Annotated in this window: 15 protein-coding genes and 1 tRNA gene; 7 read left to right on the forward strand and 9 right to left on the reverse strand. The window is 62.8% G+C overall.

Annotated elements, in window-relative coordinates; all coding sequences use genetic code 11:
* Positions 1-13: 13 nt before the first annotated feature.
* From XH84_RS08355 to XH84_RS08365, 3 genes are all read right to left on the reverse strand, one after another.
* Positions 14-625: a glutathione S-transferase family protein gene (locus XH84_RS08355; protein ID WP_128922278.1), complete on the reverse strand. Its 612-nt coding sequence runs from the start codon at positions 623-625 to the stop codon at positions 14-16.
* Positions 626-809: 184 nt separating this feature from the next.
* Positions 810-1,652: a fumarylacetoacetate hydrolase family protein gene (locus XH84_RS08360; protein ID WP_128922277.1), complete on the reverse strand. Its 843-nt coding sequence runs from the start codon at positions 1,650-1,652 to the stop codon at positions 810-812.
* 247 nt (positions 1,653-1,899) lie between these two features.
* Positions 1,900-2,748, reverse strand: coding sequence for an MBL fold metallo-hydrolase (locus XH84_RS08365; RefSeq protein WP_164936625.1), 849 nt, complete (start codon positions 2,746-2,748; stop codon positions 1,900-1,902).
* 114 nt (positions 2,749-2,862) lie between these two features.
* On the opposite strand from XH84_RS08365, the gene XH84_RS08370 reads away from it, so the two are divergent.
* Positions 2,863-3,339, forward strand: coding sequence for a DUF3775 domain-containing protein (locus XH84_RS08370; protein ID WP_128922276.1), 477 nt, complete (start codon positions 2,863-2,865; stop codon positions 3,337-3,339).
* Between the two features lie 91 nt (positions 3,340-3,430).
* On the opposite strand, the gene XH84_RS08375 is transcribed toward XH84_RS08370, so the two are convergent.
* The 4 genes from XH84_RS08375 to XH84_RS08390 all read right to left on the reverse strand — a co-directional run bounded on the left by XH84_RS08375 (position 3,431) and on the right by XH84_RS08390 (position 8,316).
* Positions 3,431-4,213, reverse strand: a complete 783-nt coding sequence (locus tag XH84_RS08375; protein WP_128922275.1) for an SDR family oxidoreductase — start codon at positions 4,211-4,213, stop codon at positions 3,431-3,433.
* Between the two features lie 127 nt (positions 4,214-4,340).
* A complete protein-coding gene (locus XH84_RS08380; RefSeq protein ID WP_128922274.1) occupies positions 4,341-4,853 on the reverse strand; it encodes a CvpA family protein in 513 nt (170 codons plus the stop codon).
* Between the two features lie 310 nt (positions 4,854-5,163).
* A complete protein-coding gene (locus XH84_RS08385) occupies positions 5,164-6,762 on the reverse strand; it encodes a GMC family oxidoreductase (protein ID WP_128922273.1) in 1,599 nt (532 codons plus the stop codon).
* A 120-nt stretch (positions 6,763-6,882) separates the two neighbouring features.
* On the reverse strand, positions 6,883-8,316 hold the full coding sequence (locus XH84_RS08390) for a coniferyl aldehyde dehydrogenase (protein WP_128922272.1): 1,434 nt from the start codon (positions 8,314-8,316) through the stop codon (positions 6,883-6,885).
* A gap of 313 nt (positions 8,317-8,629) precedes the next feature.
* On the opposite strand from XH84_RS08390, the gene XH84_RS08395 reads away from it, so the two are divergent.
* Positions 8,630-8,706, forward strand: a tRNA-Met gene (locus XH84_RS08395).
* Between the two features lie 121 nt (positions 8,707-8,827).
* Here the strand turns inward: XH84_RS08395 and XH84_RS08400 are convergent.
* Entirely contained in the window at positions 8,828-9,721 is an 894-nt protein-coding gene (locus tag XH84_RS08400) for a complex I NDUFA9 subunit family protein (protein WP_128922271.1), read from the reverse strand.
* A 31-nt stretch (positions 9,722-9,752) separates the two neighbouring features.
* Positions 9,753-10,649 carry a DUF2189 domain-containing protein gene (locus tag XH84_RS08405; RefSeq protein ID WP_128922270.1) on the reverse strand — a complete coding sequence of 299 codons (897 nt, stop codon included), beginning with the start codon at positions 10,647-10,649 and terminating at the stop codon, positions 9,753-9,755.
* 542 nt (positions 10,650-11,191) lie between these two features.
* On the opposite strand from XH84_RS08405, the gene coxB reads away from it, so the two are divergent.
* The 5 genes from coxB to XH84_RS08430 all read left to right on the forward strand — a co-directional run bounded on the left by coxB (position 11,192) and on the right by XH84_RS08430 (position 15,730).
* Positions 11,192-12,025 carry a cytochrome c oxidase subunit II gene (coxB, locus tag XH84_RS08410; RefSeq protein ID WP_128922269.1) on the forward strand — a complete coding sequence of 278 codons (834 nt, stop codon included), beginning with the start codon at positions 11,192-11,194 and terminating at the stop codon, positions 12,023-12,025.
* 74 nt (positions 12,026-12,099) lie between these two features.
* A complete protein-coding gene (gene ctaD / locus XH84_RS08415) occupies positions 12,100-13,875 on the forward strand; it encodes a cytochrome c oxidase subunit I (RefSeq protein ID WP_128922268.1) in 1,776 nt (591 codons plus the stop codon).
* The gene (locus XH84_RS08420) at positions 13,872-14,576 is read left to right on the forward strand and encodes a cytochrome c oxidase subunit 3 (RefSeq protein WP_128922267.1); all 705 of its coding nucleotides are present in this window, start codon (positions 13,872-13,874) and stop codon (positions 14,574-14,576) included. The genes ctaD and XH84_RS08420 overlap by 4 nt, the downstream gene beginning before the upstream one ends.
* Positions 14,577-14,591: 15 nt before the next feature.
* On the forward strand, positions 14,592-15,314 hold the full coding sequence (locus XH84_RS08425) for a heme-copper oxidase subunit III family protein (RefSeq protein WP_128922266.1): 723 nt from the start codon (positions 14,592-14,594) through the stop codon (positions 15,312-15,314).
* Positions 15,315-15,322: 8 nt separating this feature from the next.
* Positions 15,323-15,730 carry a cytochrome C oxidase subunit IV family protein gene (locus XH84_RS08430; protein WP_164936615.1) on the forward strand — a complete coding sequence of 136 codons (408 nt, stop codon included), beginning with the start codon at positions 15,323-15,325 and terminating at the stop codon, positions 15,728-15,730.
* Positions 15,731-15,881: the final 151 nt, after the last annotated feature.

Consider the following 15,881-nt stretch of genomic DNA (forward strand, 5'->3'; position numbering starts at 1 on the left):
AGAACTCCAACAATTATGCGGCCGGCGGCACCGAGATCTTCACCGAGGGCCGCTCCAGCATCTTCTCGTGGAAGGCGTCGAGCTTCGGATAGGCCTTGCGCCAGCCGCAATCGGCGAAGCGGAAGTCGGCATAACCGAGCACGCAGACGAGACCGATCTGCGAGATGTCGAACGGACCGTTCAAAACCTCAGGCATGTTCTCGAAGCGGGCCATGCCGGTCCACGCCCTGTTCCAATGGTCGTCCGACCAGGCCTGCCATTGCAGGCCCTGCGGCCGCACCATCTTCTCGTAGCGGCACAGCAGCATGGAATCGAGCATGCCGTTGATCAGGGAGTGATTGGTCTTGGCCTTCCAGCGGCGCGGGCCGTAGTCCGGGATCAGGCTGCCGCCGGCCATCTCGTTGAGATATTCGACGATGACGTAGGAATCCAGGATGACGTCGCCGTCGTTGGTGATCAGCACCGGCAGCTTCTTCAGCGGCGTGATCTTCGAATAGTCCTCGTTGACCGTGCCCGGCGCCACGGTTGCGGGCGTGAGCTCGATCTTGTCGATCAGCCCGAGCTCGATCGCGGCGATGCGCACCTTGCGGGCAAAGGGCGAGGCGGGGGAGAAGGAGAGTTTCATTGGAAATAACCTCTATCCAGACACACAGTCCTCATCCTGAGGAGCGCCCCTCTTGGCGCGCGTCTCGAAGGATGGACAACGAGGGATGGTCTCTCGTCACCCGGCGCGAACGTCGGGCGACTGTGCTTGTGGCGCATCCTTCGAGACGCGCGCGTTGCGCGCTCCTCAGGATGAGGGCGGAGGCTTACGCCGCGATGATCTCCTGGCGCTGTTCGCCGAGGCCCTCGATGCCGAGCGTGACGACGTCGCCGACATTGAGGAAGGTCGGCGGTTTCATGCCGAGGCCGACGCCGGGCGGGGTGCCTGTGGTGATGACGTCGCCGGGCAGCAGCGTCATGAACTGCGACACGTAGGAAATGCACTTGGCCATGGAGAAGATCATGGTCTTGGTCGAACCGGTCTGGCGGCGCTGGCCGTTGACGTCCAGCCACATCGACAGGTTCTGCACGTCCTTGATCTCGTCCTTGGTGGCGAGCCACGGTCCGAGCGGGCCGAACGTGTCGTGCGACTTGCCCTTGGTCCACTGTCCCAGGCGCTCGATCTGGAAGGCGCGCTCGGAGACGTCGTTGCAGACGCAATAGCCGGCGACATGGTTCAGCGCGTCGGCTTCCGAGACGTATTTCGCACGGGTGCCGATGATCGCGGCGATCTCGACCTCCCAGTCGAGCTTGGTCGAGCCGCGCGGCTTCTCGACCGGATCGTTCGGCCCTGATAGCGACGTGTTGGCCTTCATGAAGATGATCGGTTCGCTCGGGATATCGGCGCCGGTCTCCTTGGCATGGTCGGAATAGTTGAGACCGATCGCGACGAATTTCGAGATGCCCGTGACCGGGGCGCCGAACCGCGGCTTGCCGGAGACCGCAGGGAGCGAGGCGGGATCGAGGCCTGCCAGCTTCTTCAGGCTCTCCGGCGAATAGGCCTCGCCGGTGAGGTCCTTCACATGTGCTGACAGGTCGCGCAACTGGCCGGATTTGTCGATCAGGCCGGGCTTTTCCGCACCCTTCTCGCCGTAACGAACAAGCTTCATTCTCGTTTCTCCCTGAAAGATTGGATCGATCGGTTAATAGCTTCATGGAACAGGGCGGCGGGAAATTCAACCGCGGAAAAGCGGTGCATTGCAGGCTTCCGGATTCGATGGGCGGGGCGAGGTCTCGTGCCCCGGACGCTGCGCAGCGCGAAGCGGTGCGCTGCTGAGCCGGGGCCCATGTCGCGGCGTTCTGGGTCCCGGCTCTGCGGAGCAGCGTTGCGCGCTGCACCGCGTCCGGGACACCGGATCACCCCAGCGCCACAAACCGGAACGCGTCTCCATCCCGCTTGATATGCCCGGCCGAGAAATGGCCGCCGATCACCAGCGTCGGCATGTCGGCAAAGCGGCCGAACAATTCGCGCCGTGTCTTGGCCGATTGGCTCTGGTCGGAATCTGCGGTGGAGGACCAGTCGAGATGCGCCATCTGGCAGGGGTGATGGGCGACGTCGCCGGTGAGCAGACCCTGCTCGCCATCCGATTGGATCAGGATGCTCATATGGCCGGGGCTGTGGCCCGGGGTCGGGATCATGCTGATCTCCTCGCAAAGCCGGTGGTCGCTCGGGATCAGATCGGCCCTGCCGGCATCGACGATCGGCCGCACGGAATCTTTGAACACCGCCGCCTTGTCCGGCTCGGTCGAGTGGTCGCGCCAGTGCTCGTATTCGGTCTTGCCGAAGACGTAGCGCGCTTTCGGAAATGTCGGCACCCATTGGCCCTCGACGAGCTTCGTATTCCAGCCGACATGATCGACGTGAAGGTGCGTGCACAGCACGCTGTCGATGCTCTCGGGCGCAAAGCCGGCCGCAGTCATGGTCTCCAGGAATGGCGTGCTGCGATTGTTCCAAGTCGGGACGTTGCGGCCCTGCTTATCGTTGCCAAGGCCGGTGTCGACCACGATGCGGCGCGTCGGCGTCTCCACCACCAGCGAATGGATCGACATCTTCAGCCGGCCCTCTTCGGTGGCGAAATGCGGGATCAGCCAGGGCAACTTCTGGATCTCTGCATGGCCCGCCAGCGGCAGGATGAAGCGGGTCGAGCCCACCGTTTCCAACTCCACCACTTTCGTGATTTTGACCCGACCGACCTTCCACTGCATCCGGCGCCTTCCCATGTTCTTGTTTTGGTGGCGAAACATGCGCCGTTTCCGCCATGATGCGCAATGGATCATCTGGCGCGATACGGCGTTATCGCGGGAACCGGAGGAGGAGCCATGCCAGAGCTTGCGATTTCCGCTGAAAAGGTCGCCTTCATCATCGAGAAGGCGCGTGAATTCGACGTCAAGGAGGGCGATTCCGATCCGGATTCCGGCTCGAACCCGAGCGATGACGATGCGCTCGATGTCCTCGAGGACGACGGCTCCGATCCTGTCGTGCAAGAACTCGGCAGCTTCATGATCGCCTTGAACGAGGACGAGCAGGTCGATCTCGTCGCGCTGACCTGGCTTGGTCGCGGCGATGGCACGATCGATGATTGGGACGATCTGCGCGCGCGTGCGGCGGAGGCGCGCACCGAGTATCGCAGCCCGCGCCGCGAAACCGTGCACTACCTGCTCGGCGAGCCCATGCTTGGCGATCTGCTCGCCGACGGGCTCGACGCATTCGGCATCGACTGGAGCGACGAGCGCACGACCGCCGACTCGTCCGCACCAAGTCAGCAGGACGAAGACGAGCCGACCAAGCAGCGGTGAGGGGCACCCGACACCTCCACATCGTTATGGCCGGGCTTGACCCGGCCATGACGATCTTCCCTGGATTGCGCAGTTGCGGATGCGCTGATGGCTACAGCGTGCCCGGGAACGCACCGCCATCCAGCAGAATGTTCTGCCCGGTGATGAAGCCGGCCTTGGCGCCGCACAGGAAAGCGCAGGCATAGCCGAACTCGTCGGGCTGGCCGAAGCGGCCGGCGGGATTGAGCTTGGCGCGCTCGGCGAGGATCTGCTCCGCCGAGACGCCGCGCTTGTCGGCCTCGGCCTTTGCGGTGCCGGTCAGGCGGTCGGTCTCGAACGGGCCCGGCAAGAGGCCGTTGATGGTGACGTTGTTGATCACGGTCTTGCGCGACAGCCCGGCGATGAAGCCGGTAAGGCCGGCGCGCGCACCGTTGGAAAGGCCGAGGATGTCGATCGGCGCCTTCACCGCGGCCGAGGTGATGTTGACGATGCGGCCGAACTTGCGCGCCATCATGCCGTCCACGGTCGCCTTGATCAGTTCGATCGGGGTGAGCATGTTGGCGTCGATCGCCTTGATCCAGTCGTCGCGGGTCCAGTTGCGGAAATCGCCAGGTGGCGGGCCGCCGGCATTGTTGATCAGGATGTCGGGCTCGGGGCATGCCTTGAGCACGGCCTCGCGGCCCGCCGGCGTCGTGATGTCGCCGACGATCTCGGTGACCTTCACGCTCGGATAGGCTTTCCGGATCTCGTCCGCCGTCTTCTTCAAGGCTTCCGCACCGCGCGCGGTCAGCGTGACGTCGACGCCCGCCTCCGCCAGCGAAATGGCGCATGCGCGCCCGAGGCCCTTGCTGGATGCGCAGACGATGGCGCGGCGACCTTTGATCCCAAGATCCACTGTTTCACTCCCGAAAATAGTAGGCAGGTTTTGGATAGCGGTCACTTTAGCCAATCGTGGCGCCGCTGATAAGGCACGGGCTCGCACCAAAATGCATGGCGCCCGGCGCTAGCGATGCAAATGCGCTCTAGATCCGTCGTTCCTGCTTGAGGCGGTCGATCGCGGAGGCCGCTTCCGGCGGCAGCGACTTGAAGCCCATCTGTCCCGCCATCGAGAACAGCGGCCGCAGATGCGAGCCGGCAAGAAATGGCGGCTGGTGATTGGCCGGCACGATCTTGTCGAACACCAGGACCAGCGTGGTGGCGACGAGGCCGACCCTGATGGCGCCGAGCGCGGCGCCGCCGAGCCGGTCGCCGAAGCCGGCTTCGCCGATGGTGTCGTTCAGCGCGATGCGGCCGATATGCCCGAACAGCATGCCGACCACGACGAAGATACAGAAGAACCAGATCCAGTTCTGCAGCAGCGGTGAGTTCGGGTTGCCTGTCACTTGCGGCGCAATCAGCGGCATCAGTGCGACCGCAATCGGCGCGGCGAGGAGATAGGCAAGAATGGTCATGGCGCTGCGCAATAGGCCGGTCCTGAAACCGAAGCCGATTGCGACGGCGAGCGCGGCATAGACGGCGAGATCGAAACTGTTCATGAGCACAACCTTGCCTTGATGGAGCAAGTGAACGCAAGTCCGATCATTCCGGTTTCAGATCGCTAAAATCGTCTGTATTGATGGCTGCAAAACGCCAGGGGTGCGCTGGCGTCGCAGGCGTCGCGTTACATGACCGGGAGCGTCATCACCGTCGACAGTGGTTTCCTGCTGAATTGAGCCGCAGTATTGCTCGGCAAGCGAACTTAACTCCGTTGTCGTCCCGGATCGGCGCTTGCGCTTGTCCGGGACGACAGCGGAGAGTGCGGCGGCTCCACTCTCCCACGCAGCGGAGAATGACGCGCCAGCGTCGCTAACCTGCCCGCATCTCTCCCCTGATCATATCCGCCGCCTTCTCTCCGATCATGATCGTCGGCGCGTTGGTGTTGCCGCCGATCAGCGTCGGCATGATCGAGGCGTCGACGACGCGCAATCGCTCGACGCCATGCACCTTCAGCGCCGGATCGACCACGGCCATGGCGTCCGTCCCCATCTTGCAGGTACCGACGGGGTGATAGACGGTGTCGACGCGCTCGCGCAGGATGGCGCGGATGTCGTCGTCGGTCCGGACGTCAGACGTGAACATGTCCTTCTTCTGCAGCGCGCGCATCGCAGGCGTCTCCATCAGCCGTCGCGTGGTCTTGAAACCCGCGACTATGGTCTCGACATCCTCTGCCTCGCCGAGGAAATTCGGATCGATCATCGGAGCAGCAAGCGGATCGGCGCTTTTCAGCCATACGCTGCCGCGGCTCTTCGGCCTGAGCAGGCAGACATGGCATGAGAAGCCCGCCTCCTTGTGCTTTTTGCGGCCGTGGTCGTCGAGCATCGCGATGATGAAGTGCAACTGGATGTCCGGTACGTCGAGGTCGGGCCGGGTTTTCAGAAAGCCGCCGCACTCGGCGAAATTGGTGGTCATCAGGCCACGCCGTTCGCGGCGGTATTGCCGGATGGCGCGGAGCAGGGACGGCAGCCGGCCGAGCGAGGCGTGAACGAAGTGCGGATAGTCGGAGGCGTAGACGAACACGAAGTCCGGATGGTCCTGCAGATTGCGCCCGACACCCGGCAGATGACGCACGATGCCAATGTCGTGCGCGGCAAGCGCATCGCCGTCGCCGATACCCGACAGCATCAGCAATTGCGGCGACTGGAAGGCGCCGGAGGCGAGGATCACCTCGCGGCGGGCGCGCAGCTGCTTTTTCTGCTTGCCCTGCACATATTCGATGCCGACCGCGCGGCTACCTTCGAACAGGATTTTCGTCGCGTGCGCGCCCGTCTCGACGCGCAGATTCGCGCGCTTGTCCATGTGGGGCTGCACATAAGCGCGCGCCGCGCTCCAGCGTTCGCCATTGTGCTGCGTCGCCTGGTAGCTGCCGAGCCCTTCATGGTCCTCGCCGTTGAAGTCCTCACGGATGCGAAATTGCGCCTCGCGCGCAGCCTGATGGAAGACGTCATGGATCGGATTGTCCGTTCGCAGCCTGTTGACATGCAGCGGGCCGCCCTTGCCATGGTACGCGCCGTCGAAATCGGCGTTGTTCTCCGAGCGCTTGAAATAGGGCAGCACGTCCGCGTACGACCAGCCGGCGTTACCGAGCGAGGCCCAGTGGTCGTAGTCCCATTTGTGGCCGCGGATGTAGACCATGGCGTTGATTGCCGAGGAGCCGCCGAGGCCCTTGCCGCGCGGTTGATAGCCGATGCGGCCGTTCAATCCCTTTTGCGGCACGGTATCGAAGGCCCAGTTGGCCGTCTTGTAGGGCAGGGCAAGCCCAAATGGCGTGGTGATCCGCCAGCTGTCGTTGCGTCCGCCCGCATCGAGCAGCGCGACGGATGTCCCCGCATCCTCCGACAGCCGCCCCGCAACGGTGCAGCCGCCCGAGCCCGCGCCCACGACGACGAAATCGAATGTGTTGGTCAATGTAGTTTCCCCCCTGCGTTTTCTTTTTCGTGATTGCGAGCGTAGCGAGGCAATCCAGACCGTCACCGCGGAGGGTTTCTGGATTGCTTCGCAGCGCTCGCAATGACGGCGTTCGACGATCTACGACATGAACCGCATCAATTTCTCCAGCCGCGCGATCCTGCCGCCATAGGGCGGATAGAGGTCGGCGAGGCGGTTGAACTTGGAACGATAGAAAACCGGCTTCAGCTTGCTGAACGTGCGAAAGCCCCATTCGCCGTGATAGGCGCCCGTGCCGGATGCGCCGACGCCGCCCATCGGCTGGTTGATTTGCGTGAAGTGAAACAGGCAGTCGTTGATCGTGACGCCGCCGGAGATGGTGCGCGCCAGCACGCTGTCGCGCGCGGCACCGTCCTTGCCGAACCAGTAAAGTGCCAGCGGCCGGTCGCGACGGTTGATGAAGGCGATGGCATCTGTGGGATCGCGATAGGCCAAAACGGGGAGCACCGGGCCAAAAATCTCCTCCTGCATCGCCGCCATCGCTTCGCTCGCGCCGACGATCAGCGTCGGCGGGAATTTGCGGTGCGCCTTCCAGTTCGGATCGTCCGCCTTCGCCGGCTGCAGGATTTTTGCGCCGTGCTGCGCCGCATCGGCGACCAGGCCTTCGAGCCGCGCATAATGCCGGTCCGAGATGATCGAGGTGTAGTCCTTGTTGGAAGGATCGGTGCCGAACATCCGCCGCATCTGGGCGCGCACCTTCTCGGCAAAGGCCTGCAAGGATTGCTCCGGCACCAGCACATAGTCCGGCGCGATGCAGGTCTGCCCGGCATTGAGCAGCTTGGCGTAGGCGATGCGCTCGGCCGCTTCATCGAGGTCGGCCGAGGCGTCGATGATCGCAGGCGACTTGCCGCCGAGCTCGAGCGTGACCGGCGTCAGGTTGCGCCCCGCGGCCTCCGCGACCAGCCGCCCGACCCGGGTCGAGCCGGTGAACACGAGGTGATCGAACGGCAGGCGCGCAAAGGCCTCCGCGATCTCGCCCTCGATGCCGGTGACGAGCAACTCGGTCGCATCGAACCTTTGCCCGACCGTCTCCGTCAGCAGGCCTGCGAAATGCGGCGTCAGCTCGCTCGGCTTGATGAGGACGCGGTTGCCGGCGGCGAGCGCGCCGATCGCAGGCGCGAGCGTGAGCTGGAGCGGATAATTCCACGGCGCGATGATGCCCACGACGCCGAGCGGCTGCGGCATCAGCCGGTTGCGGGCGGGAAGGAATTGCAGCGCGGTGGCGACCCGCTGCGGCGCCATCCAGCCCTTCAGGTGTTTGGTGGCGTGCCGGATCTCGGAGAACAGCAGCATGGTCTCGGCGATATTGGTCTCGACCGCCGAGCGGTGGCCGAAATCGGCGGAGATCGCCTGCCGGAAACGCTCCTCGTTGTCGGCGACGACGCTTCGCAGCCGCGCCAGCCGGTCGAGCCGCTCGGCAAGGCTCGCTGCCGGCTCGTCCCGCGACCGCGCGACCATGGCGTGGAAGGCCTCCTCCAGCGCTCCGACCGGGGCGCTCGTCAGGGATTTGTCCACGGCGTTCCTCCCTCAAAGGGCGCGTTTCAGCCTTAATCTTGTTGCCGCAAGCTGGCCCTTTGTGGAACTTCTGGCAAGAGCGCAGGAAACGCAGCGGAAATTGGTCGCTTGCCCTGTCACAAAGTCGAAAAAAACGTTCCCGCAGCCCTTTCCAAAGCCAGCCCGCCTTGATACATACGCCCCGCACCCGACGGGCTTTGCCCCGGGGTTGCCTTCCAAGGAAGCCTTTGGGACGGACGAGACAAGCCACGCGAACAGCGCCGGCCTCAACCCACCGTCCCCGGGATCTAACCGAAGGCGCGCAAGTGTTTAACGCGGGGTGGAGCAGCCCGGTAGCTCGTCAGGCTCATAACCTGAAGGTCATAGGTTCAAATCCTATCCCCGCAACCAAGTTGATCAAAGCCCCGGCGATCATTGATCGCCGGGGCTTTTTTGGTCTCTGATCTGACCCGACTGGCAACGTCGCCGGCAAGGCGTCAGCCACTCAAGCGGGACCAACGGCGAGCCCCTTTCATCCTCGATTCGATAGCATCCGACGGAGCAGTTCCTCGATCGAATGTGGCGTAATGCCAAGCTCGGCAAATCCAGCCATCCGCGGTGACGACACGGTGTCGATCTGCATAAGCTCCACCTGATTACGAGTAAGGGGGAGGCCAGAAAGGATTTCGGAGGCCCATGCCAGCGCGTGCCAAGCGGCAAAAGGGACTGGGATCAGGAGCGGCGCGAGGCCTGCCTGATGCGCAATCGCCCTCAGCAGTTGCTCGTAAGAATAGACGGTCGGACCACCGAGCTCGAAGATCGCAGGCTGGCGCTCGGCTCGCTCCATGATCCGGGCGACCGCTTCCGCAACGTCTTCCACATAGGCCGGTTGCAATCTGGTCCGGCCGCGGCCGAACATCGGATAGATTGGAAGCCGACGAAGCAGCTTGAGGATGGTGCTGAGAAACGCGTCGTCCGGTCCGAACATCGCAGCCGGACGGACGAGACATGCACCGGCGAATTCCGCGCGGACCGCCTGTTCGCCTTCGCCGCGCATTCGGATGTAGCGGGATGGCGAAGCGGCATCGGCACCGATCCCCGAAACCTGAACAAACCGTTCGACCCCCGCCCGGTGGGCCTGGGCTGCCAATCGCCGAGCCGCCTCGACGTGAACGGAGTAGAAAGTCTCCGCTCCGCGCTCGCGATAAAGGCTGACCGCATTGACGACTCCGGAGATGCCGACCAGCGCTTTCGCGACGGATCGCTCGTCGTGAAGGTCGGCCTCGAAGGATTGAAGTCGTGGATTGTCGGGATCGGGTTGGCCCAGCCCCGCGTCCGGATGCCGTGACGCGATCCGGACGGCAAATTCGTGATCGAGCAGATGGCGGACGATCCGGCTGCCGAGAAAGCCGGTTCCGCCGAACACAATGATGCTGCGACCGTTCGTAGCTGCTCCTTTAGCGCTCGCGACTCCATGGGAAGAGAGAGGCCGGGAAATCTGCCGCGTAGCGGTGACCGATCGGCGAGCGAGGCTCCTCTTGCGGAGGATTCCGGTCGGGCTCCACCACCTTCCGGTAAAGATGCCAGCTGGCATGACCGAGCACCGGCATAACGACGCAGAGACCGATGAAGACAGGCACTGAGCCCACTGCCAGCAAAACCGCGACGACCAGTCCCCATACGGCCATCTCAACTGGATTCGTCTTCACCGCGCGTATCGAGGTTCGGATTGCGTCGATCGCTGTCGCATGCTGGTCCAGCATCAGTGGGAATGAGACAACGCTGATGCACAAGGCTACCACCGCAAACAGGAAACCGACGCCGCATCCGACGATGATGAGGGTCCAGCCCTCGGGCGTCGTCAGCACCCGTTGCGCGAAATCGGGGATGCTCGCAGCCGGCGCATAGCCGAAGGTTGCGGTGTAGATCGCGTCCGCGGCGGCAATCCAGACTCCGAACAGGACGAACAGGAGGACGCCAAGCTCGAGCATCGCACCGAACGACGGCGCGCGCAGCACCTGGATTGCATCCCAGGCGCCTGGCTCCTCGCCGCGCTCGCGGCGGCGGCTCAGTTCGTAGAGGCCGAGTGCAGCGAACGGACCGATCAGGGCAAAGCCGGCCGCGAGCGGAAACAGCAGCGGCAGCACCGAGTAGCCGATGACAAGTCTGAACAGGAAAAATCCGAGAACGGGATACATCACGCACAGGACGATGGCGTGGGTCGGGATGGCCTTGAAGTCTTCCCAGCCCAGGCGCAGCGCATTGCCCAAATCGGAAAGGCTGATCTTGCGAACGACAAAGACGGTAGAGACGCCAAACAATTGCAGTTTGGGTCTTGCGAAGACTGTGGTCATAGCTCCGGTCTCCTTGCTCGTGGCCGCAGAGCGGAGCGTCCTCAAGGCGCACGCAACCGCCTCATGCGCGAAAATCGCGACTGAGTCCGGCAAATCAGGTTCAACGAGAAGGAGCTTGCCGGACGACTTTTATCGCAACCGGTACAGTCAAGTTAGTCCGATGCGCAGGAGAAGCAAGAGAGCGATGCAGTCCGCGAAATCATGGCTTCGCATCGGTCGATTTTGCGACGCACCATCGCCTGGTCGTGCCGAAAGGCGCTCGCCGACGCGCAAGCGCATCCGCCCCAACGCGCGCCGGACAAGGCGCGCAACCTACTCCTCTATTGACGCCGGGCTCGACGGGGACCATCTTAAATGCGTGAACGCCCCCAGCTCCGATGAGATTGCGGTCGTGACGCTGAACCTTAGTCATGTCCAGACGTCGCGACCGGCAAAATGGGCGAGGCAAGAGGCGCGGTGATGGTGAACGTGACACCATCCCTTTGACGTGAGCTCCGCCCTTTCGTTCGTCTCCGTAGCCTTCAAGGCTGGGAGGAGGAGGGATGGCTGTAGCGCTCATACTGCTCTTGGTTGCGATCGCTTCGGTGCTGTTCCACGTCTACAGCCCGTGGTGGTGGACGCCAATCGCCTCGAACTGGCGTTACATCGACGACACAATCAACCTGACATTCTGGATCACCGGGGCGGTGTTCTGCGCGGTTATCGCGTTCATGGCCTACTGCGTCTTCCGCTTCCACCACAAGGAGGGACGGCAGCCCGCTTATAATCCCGAAAACAAGAAGCTCGAATGGTGGCTCAGCGTCGGCACCGCAATCGGCGTCGTCGCCATGCTGGCGCCGGGCCTCGTCGTCTGGCACCAGTTCGTCACGGTTCCCGCCGATGCGACCGACGTCGAGGTCGTCGGACAGCAATGGATGTGGAGCTATCGGCTGCCGGGCAAGGACGGCCGGCTCGGCACCTCGGATGCGCGCCTCGTCAGTTCCGAGAATCCTCTGGGATTGAACCCCAACGATCCGAACGGACAGGACGACGTCGTCGTTCAAAACGAGGATCTGCATCTGCCGGTCGGCAAGTCGGTGAAGGTACTGCTGCGCTCGATCGACGTGCTGCATGATTTCTACGTTCCCGAGTTCCGGGCGAAAATGGACATGATACCGGGCTCGGTGACGTACTACTGGCTCACACCCACCCGCACCGGAACGTTCGACGTTCTCTGCGCCGAACTCTGCGGCGCGGCGCACGCGCAAATGCGCAGCAGGGTCATAGTCGAGGAAGAGAAGGAATATCACGCCTGGCTGGAGAAGCAGCGGACGTTCGCCGCGTTGTCTGGCCAGCGCGACGTCGCGAAGGCGGCGTACAAGACAGGTAGCAAATGAACAGGCCGACGAGGATGTGCCGGAGATTGTGAAGCGAACTCGTCGCTGAACAGAAGACCAAGGAGGGAATTCCGATGGTCGATATCCCGCTTGATCAGGTCGCAGGCATCCCGCCCGCCGAAGTCGGTGAGGTGGAGCTTTATCATCCGCGGAGCTGGTGGACGAGGTACGTCTTTTCGCAGGACGCCAAGGTGATCGCCGTCCAATACTCGATCACTGCGATGTCGATCGGAATGGTGGCGCTGGTGCTGTCGTGGATGATGCGCCTGCAACTGGGATTCCCAGGAACATTCTCTTTCATCGATGCCAACCAGTATCTCCAGTTCATCACCATGCACGGCATGATCATGGTGATCTACCTGCTCACGGCATTGTTCCTTGGCGGCTTCGGCAACTATCTCATCCCGCTGATGGTCGGCGCCCGGGACATGGTGTTCCCCTATGTGAACATGCTGAGCTACTGGGTCTATCTGCTCGCCGTGCTGGTGCTGGCCGCAACATTCCTGGTGCCTGGCGGGCCGACCGGCGCCGGCTGGACGCTCTATCCACCCCAGGCGATCCTCTCCGGTACCCCCGGGCAGGACTGGGGTATCGTTCTCATGCTGGCTTCGCTGATCCTGTTCATCATCGGCTTTACGATGGGCGGGCTCAATTACGTGGTGACGGTGTTGCAGGCTCGCACGCGCGGCATGACGTTGATGCGCATGCCCTTGACGGTGTGGGGCATCTTTACCGCGACGGTGATGGCGCTGTTGGCCTTCCCGGCGCTGTTCGTCGCCTCGGTGATGCTGCTCCTGGACCGTCTCCTGGGAACCAGCTTCTTCATGCCGACGCTCGTCGAGATGGGGCAGCTGGCGAAGTATGGCGGCGGCAGCCCGATCCTGTTCCAGCATCTGTTCTGGTTCTTTGGCCACCCCGAAGTCTACATCGTCGCCTTGCCGGCCTTCGGCATCATCTCCGATCTGATCAGCACCCACGCGCGAAAGAACATCTTCGGCTATCGCATGATGGTCTGGGCCATCGTCGCGATCGGCGCTCTCAGCTTTGTGGTGTGGGCGCACCACATGTATGTTAGCGGCATGCACCCCTATTTCGGGTTCTTCTTCGCCACCACGACGCTCATCATCGCCATTCCGACCGCGATCAAGGTCTACAACTGGGTGCTGACGCTGTGGCGCGGCGACATTCATCTCACGGTGCCGATGCTGTTCGCGCTTGCGTTCATCGTCACCTTTGTCAATGGCGGTCTGACCGGGCTGTTTCTCGGCAACGTGGTCGTGGACGTTCCGCTGTCCGACACGATGTTCGTTGTCGCCCACTTCCACATGGTCATGGGCATCGCGCCGATCATGGCCGTGTTTGGCGGAATCTATCACTGGTATCCGAAAGTGACCGGACGGATGCTCAATGATGTGCTTGGCAAGTTCCACTTCTGGGTGACGTTCATCGGGGCCTATGCGGTCTTCTTCCCGATGCACTATCTCGGCCTGCTCGGGATGCCCCGCCGCTATCACGACATTGGCGAGACGTCGTTCGTCCCGGCATCCGCCCATGACCTCAATGCGTTCATGAGCGTGGCGGCCCTGATTGTCGGCTTCGCCCAGCTCGTCTTCCTGTTCAATCTGGTCTGGAGCCTGCTCAAGGGAAAGGAGGCCGGCGGCAATCCCTGGGGCGCCACCTCGCTGGAATGGCAGACGCCGGAGACCCCGCCGGGGCATGGCAATTGGGGCAAGAACCTCCCCATCGTCTATCGCTGGGCCTACGATTACAGCGTCCCTGGTGCCGCCAGGGATTTCGTGCCGCAAAATGAGCCGCCGTCCGGCGTGGTGGCGCAGGGAGCCCATTCGTGAGTGCCATTGTCCTGTTCATTGCCGCGGTTGCGGCCATCGCAGGATGGTGGCTCTCGCAGCAGCGGCTTGCGGCCAAAACCTGGCTGGAGGAGGGGGTGGCCGTCGATTTTCGCGGCGAGAGGGGATCGGCCGTGCCGCCGGCGAAAATCGGGCTGGGCGTGTTTCTCGCGGTTGTTGGCTCGCTGTTCGCACTCCTGATCAGCGCCTATTCGATGCGCAACACCATGGTGGACTGGCGCGAGCTGCCGCTGCCGAGGCTGTTATGGCTCAATACCGGCGTCCTGATCATCAGCAGCGCGGCGCTGCAATGGTCGCTGATGGCCGCGCGCCGCAACGATGATGAGGACATGCTCGTCGGTCTGCTGGTGGGTGGAGCATCCGCCGTGACGTTCCTGGCCGGGCAACTGGTGGTATGGCAGCAGCTGAACGTCGCCGGCTATGTCGTGGCGTCCAATCCGGCCAATTCCTTCTTCTACCTGATCACCGCGCTCCACGGGCTGCATCTGATCGGCGGTCTGGTGGCCCTCGGCAGAACGAGCGCCAAGGTGTGGCGCCGAGCGCCGATGATGCAGGTGCGCCTGAGCGTCGAGCTCTGCGCCATCTATTGGCATTTCCTTTTATTGGTGTGGCTGGTCTTGCTCGGTTTGCTGACCGGCTGGACCGAAAATTTCGTGAACATCTGTCGCCAGTTGCTCACTTAAGCGAGGGCAGGACCGATGGCAGAGACGGCATTGACGCATCCAGAGGCCGCGCCCGGGACGATCCCCGGATTGCGCGGCATCGCAGCCGACTGGGCCTCAGACCAGCGCGCGTTCAAGAACGTGTCCTGGGGGAAGGCCATGATGTGGATCTTCCTCCTGAGCGACACTTTCATCTTCAGCTGTTTCCTGCTGTCGTACATGACGGCGCGAAGCTCGACGACCGTGCCGTGGCCCAATCCGAGCGAAGTCTTTGCGCTCAATCTCGGCGGCAAGCACATCCCGCTCATCCTGATCGCCATCATGACCTTCGTCCTGATCAGCAGCAGCGGGACGATGGCGATGGCCGTCAATTTCGGCTATCGCCGCGACCGCGTCCGAACGGCAGCCCTGATGCTGGCCACCGCGGCATTCGGCGCAACCTTCGTCGGAATGCAGGCCTTCGAATGGACCAAGCTGATCATGGAGGGCGTGCGGCCTTGGGGTAACCCCTGGGGTGCGCCGCAGTTTGGCGCATGCTTTTTCATGATCACCGGTTTCCACGGCACCCACGTGACGATCGGCGTGATCTTCCTGATCGCGATTGCGCGGAAGGTCTTGCGAGGGGATTTCGATCGCGAACGACGCGGCTTCTTCACGAGCCGCAAGGGCTATTACGAGATCGTCGAGATCACCGGCCTGTACTGGCACTTCGTTGATCTGGTGTGGGTGTTCATTTTTGCTTTCTTCTATCTCTGGTGAGGTGGCGCATGACAAACGCAGCGGTACATGTGGAAGGGCAGGCAGCACAGCATGCGCTACACACTTATGCACACGAGGCCGTCGCATCGGGGGCGACACACGCGGCAGGCCAGCAGCATCCGATCAAGCTTTACCTCGTGGTCTGGGGATGGTTGTTCGTGCTCAGCACCTGCTCCTATCTTGTCGATTACTTGGGCATCCATGGCCATCTCCGTTGGTCGCTGATCCTGCTGTTCATGGTGCTCAAAGCCGGTCTGATCGTCGCTGTCTTCATGCATATGGCATGGGAGCGGCTGGCTCTGGCCTACGCGATCCTGCTTCCGCCGGTGCTGGTGTTGGTATTTGTGGCGATCATGGTGTTCGAATCCGGCTACACCCATCTGCTCCGGATCATGTTCTTCGCCCCAACGGCGTAGCTACCGTTGCCTCGGACAAGGTCCGGCGGCTATGTCCGCCTGCGTCACGCTTGCACATCGCGCGCAGCGGCGCCGGCGTACCTAACCCGGCTAGATCGGAACGATCAGCGAATGTCGGTATCGGTGGTTGCGCCTCCCCGCAAGCAAATTC

This window comes from Bradyrhizobium nanningense, from assembly GCF_004114535.1.
Lineage (GTDB): Bacteria > Pseudomonadota > Alphaproteobacteria > Rhizobiales > Xanthobacteraceae > Bradyrhizobium > Bradyrhizobium nanningense.

Coding starts and splice junctions, on each gene's coding strand:
- XH84_RS08355 (WP_128922278.1), bottom strand. CDS start 625: ATGAAACTCTCCTTCTCCCCCGCCTCGCCCTTTGCCCGCAAGGTGCGC.
- XH84_RS08360 (WP_128922277.1), bottom strand. CDS start 1,652: ATGAAGCTTGTTCGTTACGGCGAGAAGGGTGCGGAAAAGCCCGGCCTG.
- XH84_RS08365 (WP_164936625.1), bottom strand. CDS start 2,748: ATGCAGTGGAAGGTCGGTCGGGTCAAAATCACGAAAGTGGTGGAGTTG.
- XH84_RS08370 (WP_128922276.1), top strand. CDS start 2,863: ATGCCAGAGCTTGCGATTTCCGCTGAAAAGGTCGCCTTCATCATCGAG.
- XH84_RS08380 (WP_128922274.1), bottom strand. CDS start 4,853: ATGAACAGTTTCGATCTCGCCGTCTATGCCGCGCTCGCCGTCGCAATC.
- XH84_RS08405 (WP_128922270.1), bottom strand. CDS start 10,649: ATGACCACAGTCTTCGCAAGACCCAAACTGCAATTGTTTGGCGTCTCT.
- coxB (WP_128922269.1), top strand. CDS start 11,192: ATGGCTGTAGCGCTCATACTGCTCTTGGTTGCGATCGCTTCGGTGCTG.
- ctaD (WP_128922268.1), top strand. CDS start 12,100: ATGGTCGATATCCCGCTTGATCAGGTCGCAGGCATCCCGCCCGCCGAA.
- XH84_RS08425 (WP_128922266.1), top strand. CDS start 14,592: ATGGCAGAGACGGCATTGACGCATCCAGAGGCCGCGCCCGGGACGATC.
- XH84_RS08430 (WP_164936615.1), top strand. CDS start 15,323: ATGACAAACGCAGCGGTACATGTGGAAGGGCAGGCAGCACAGCATGCG.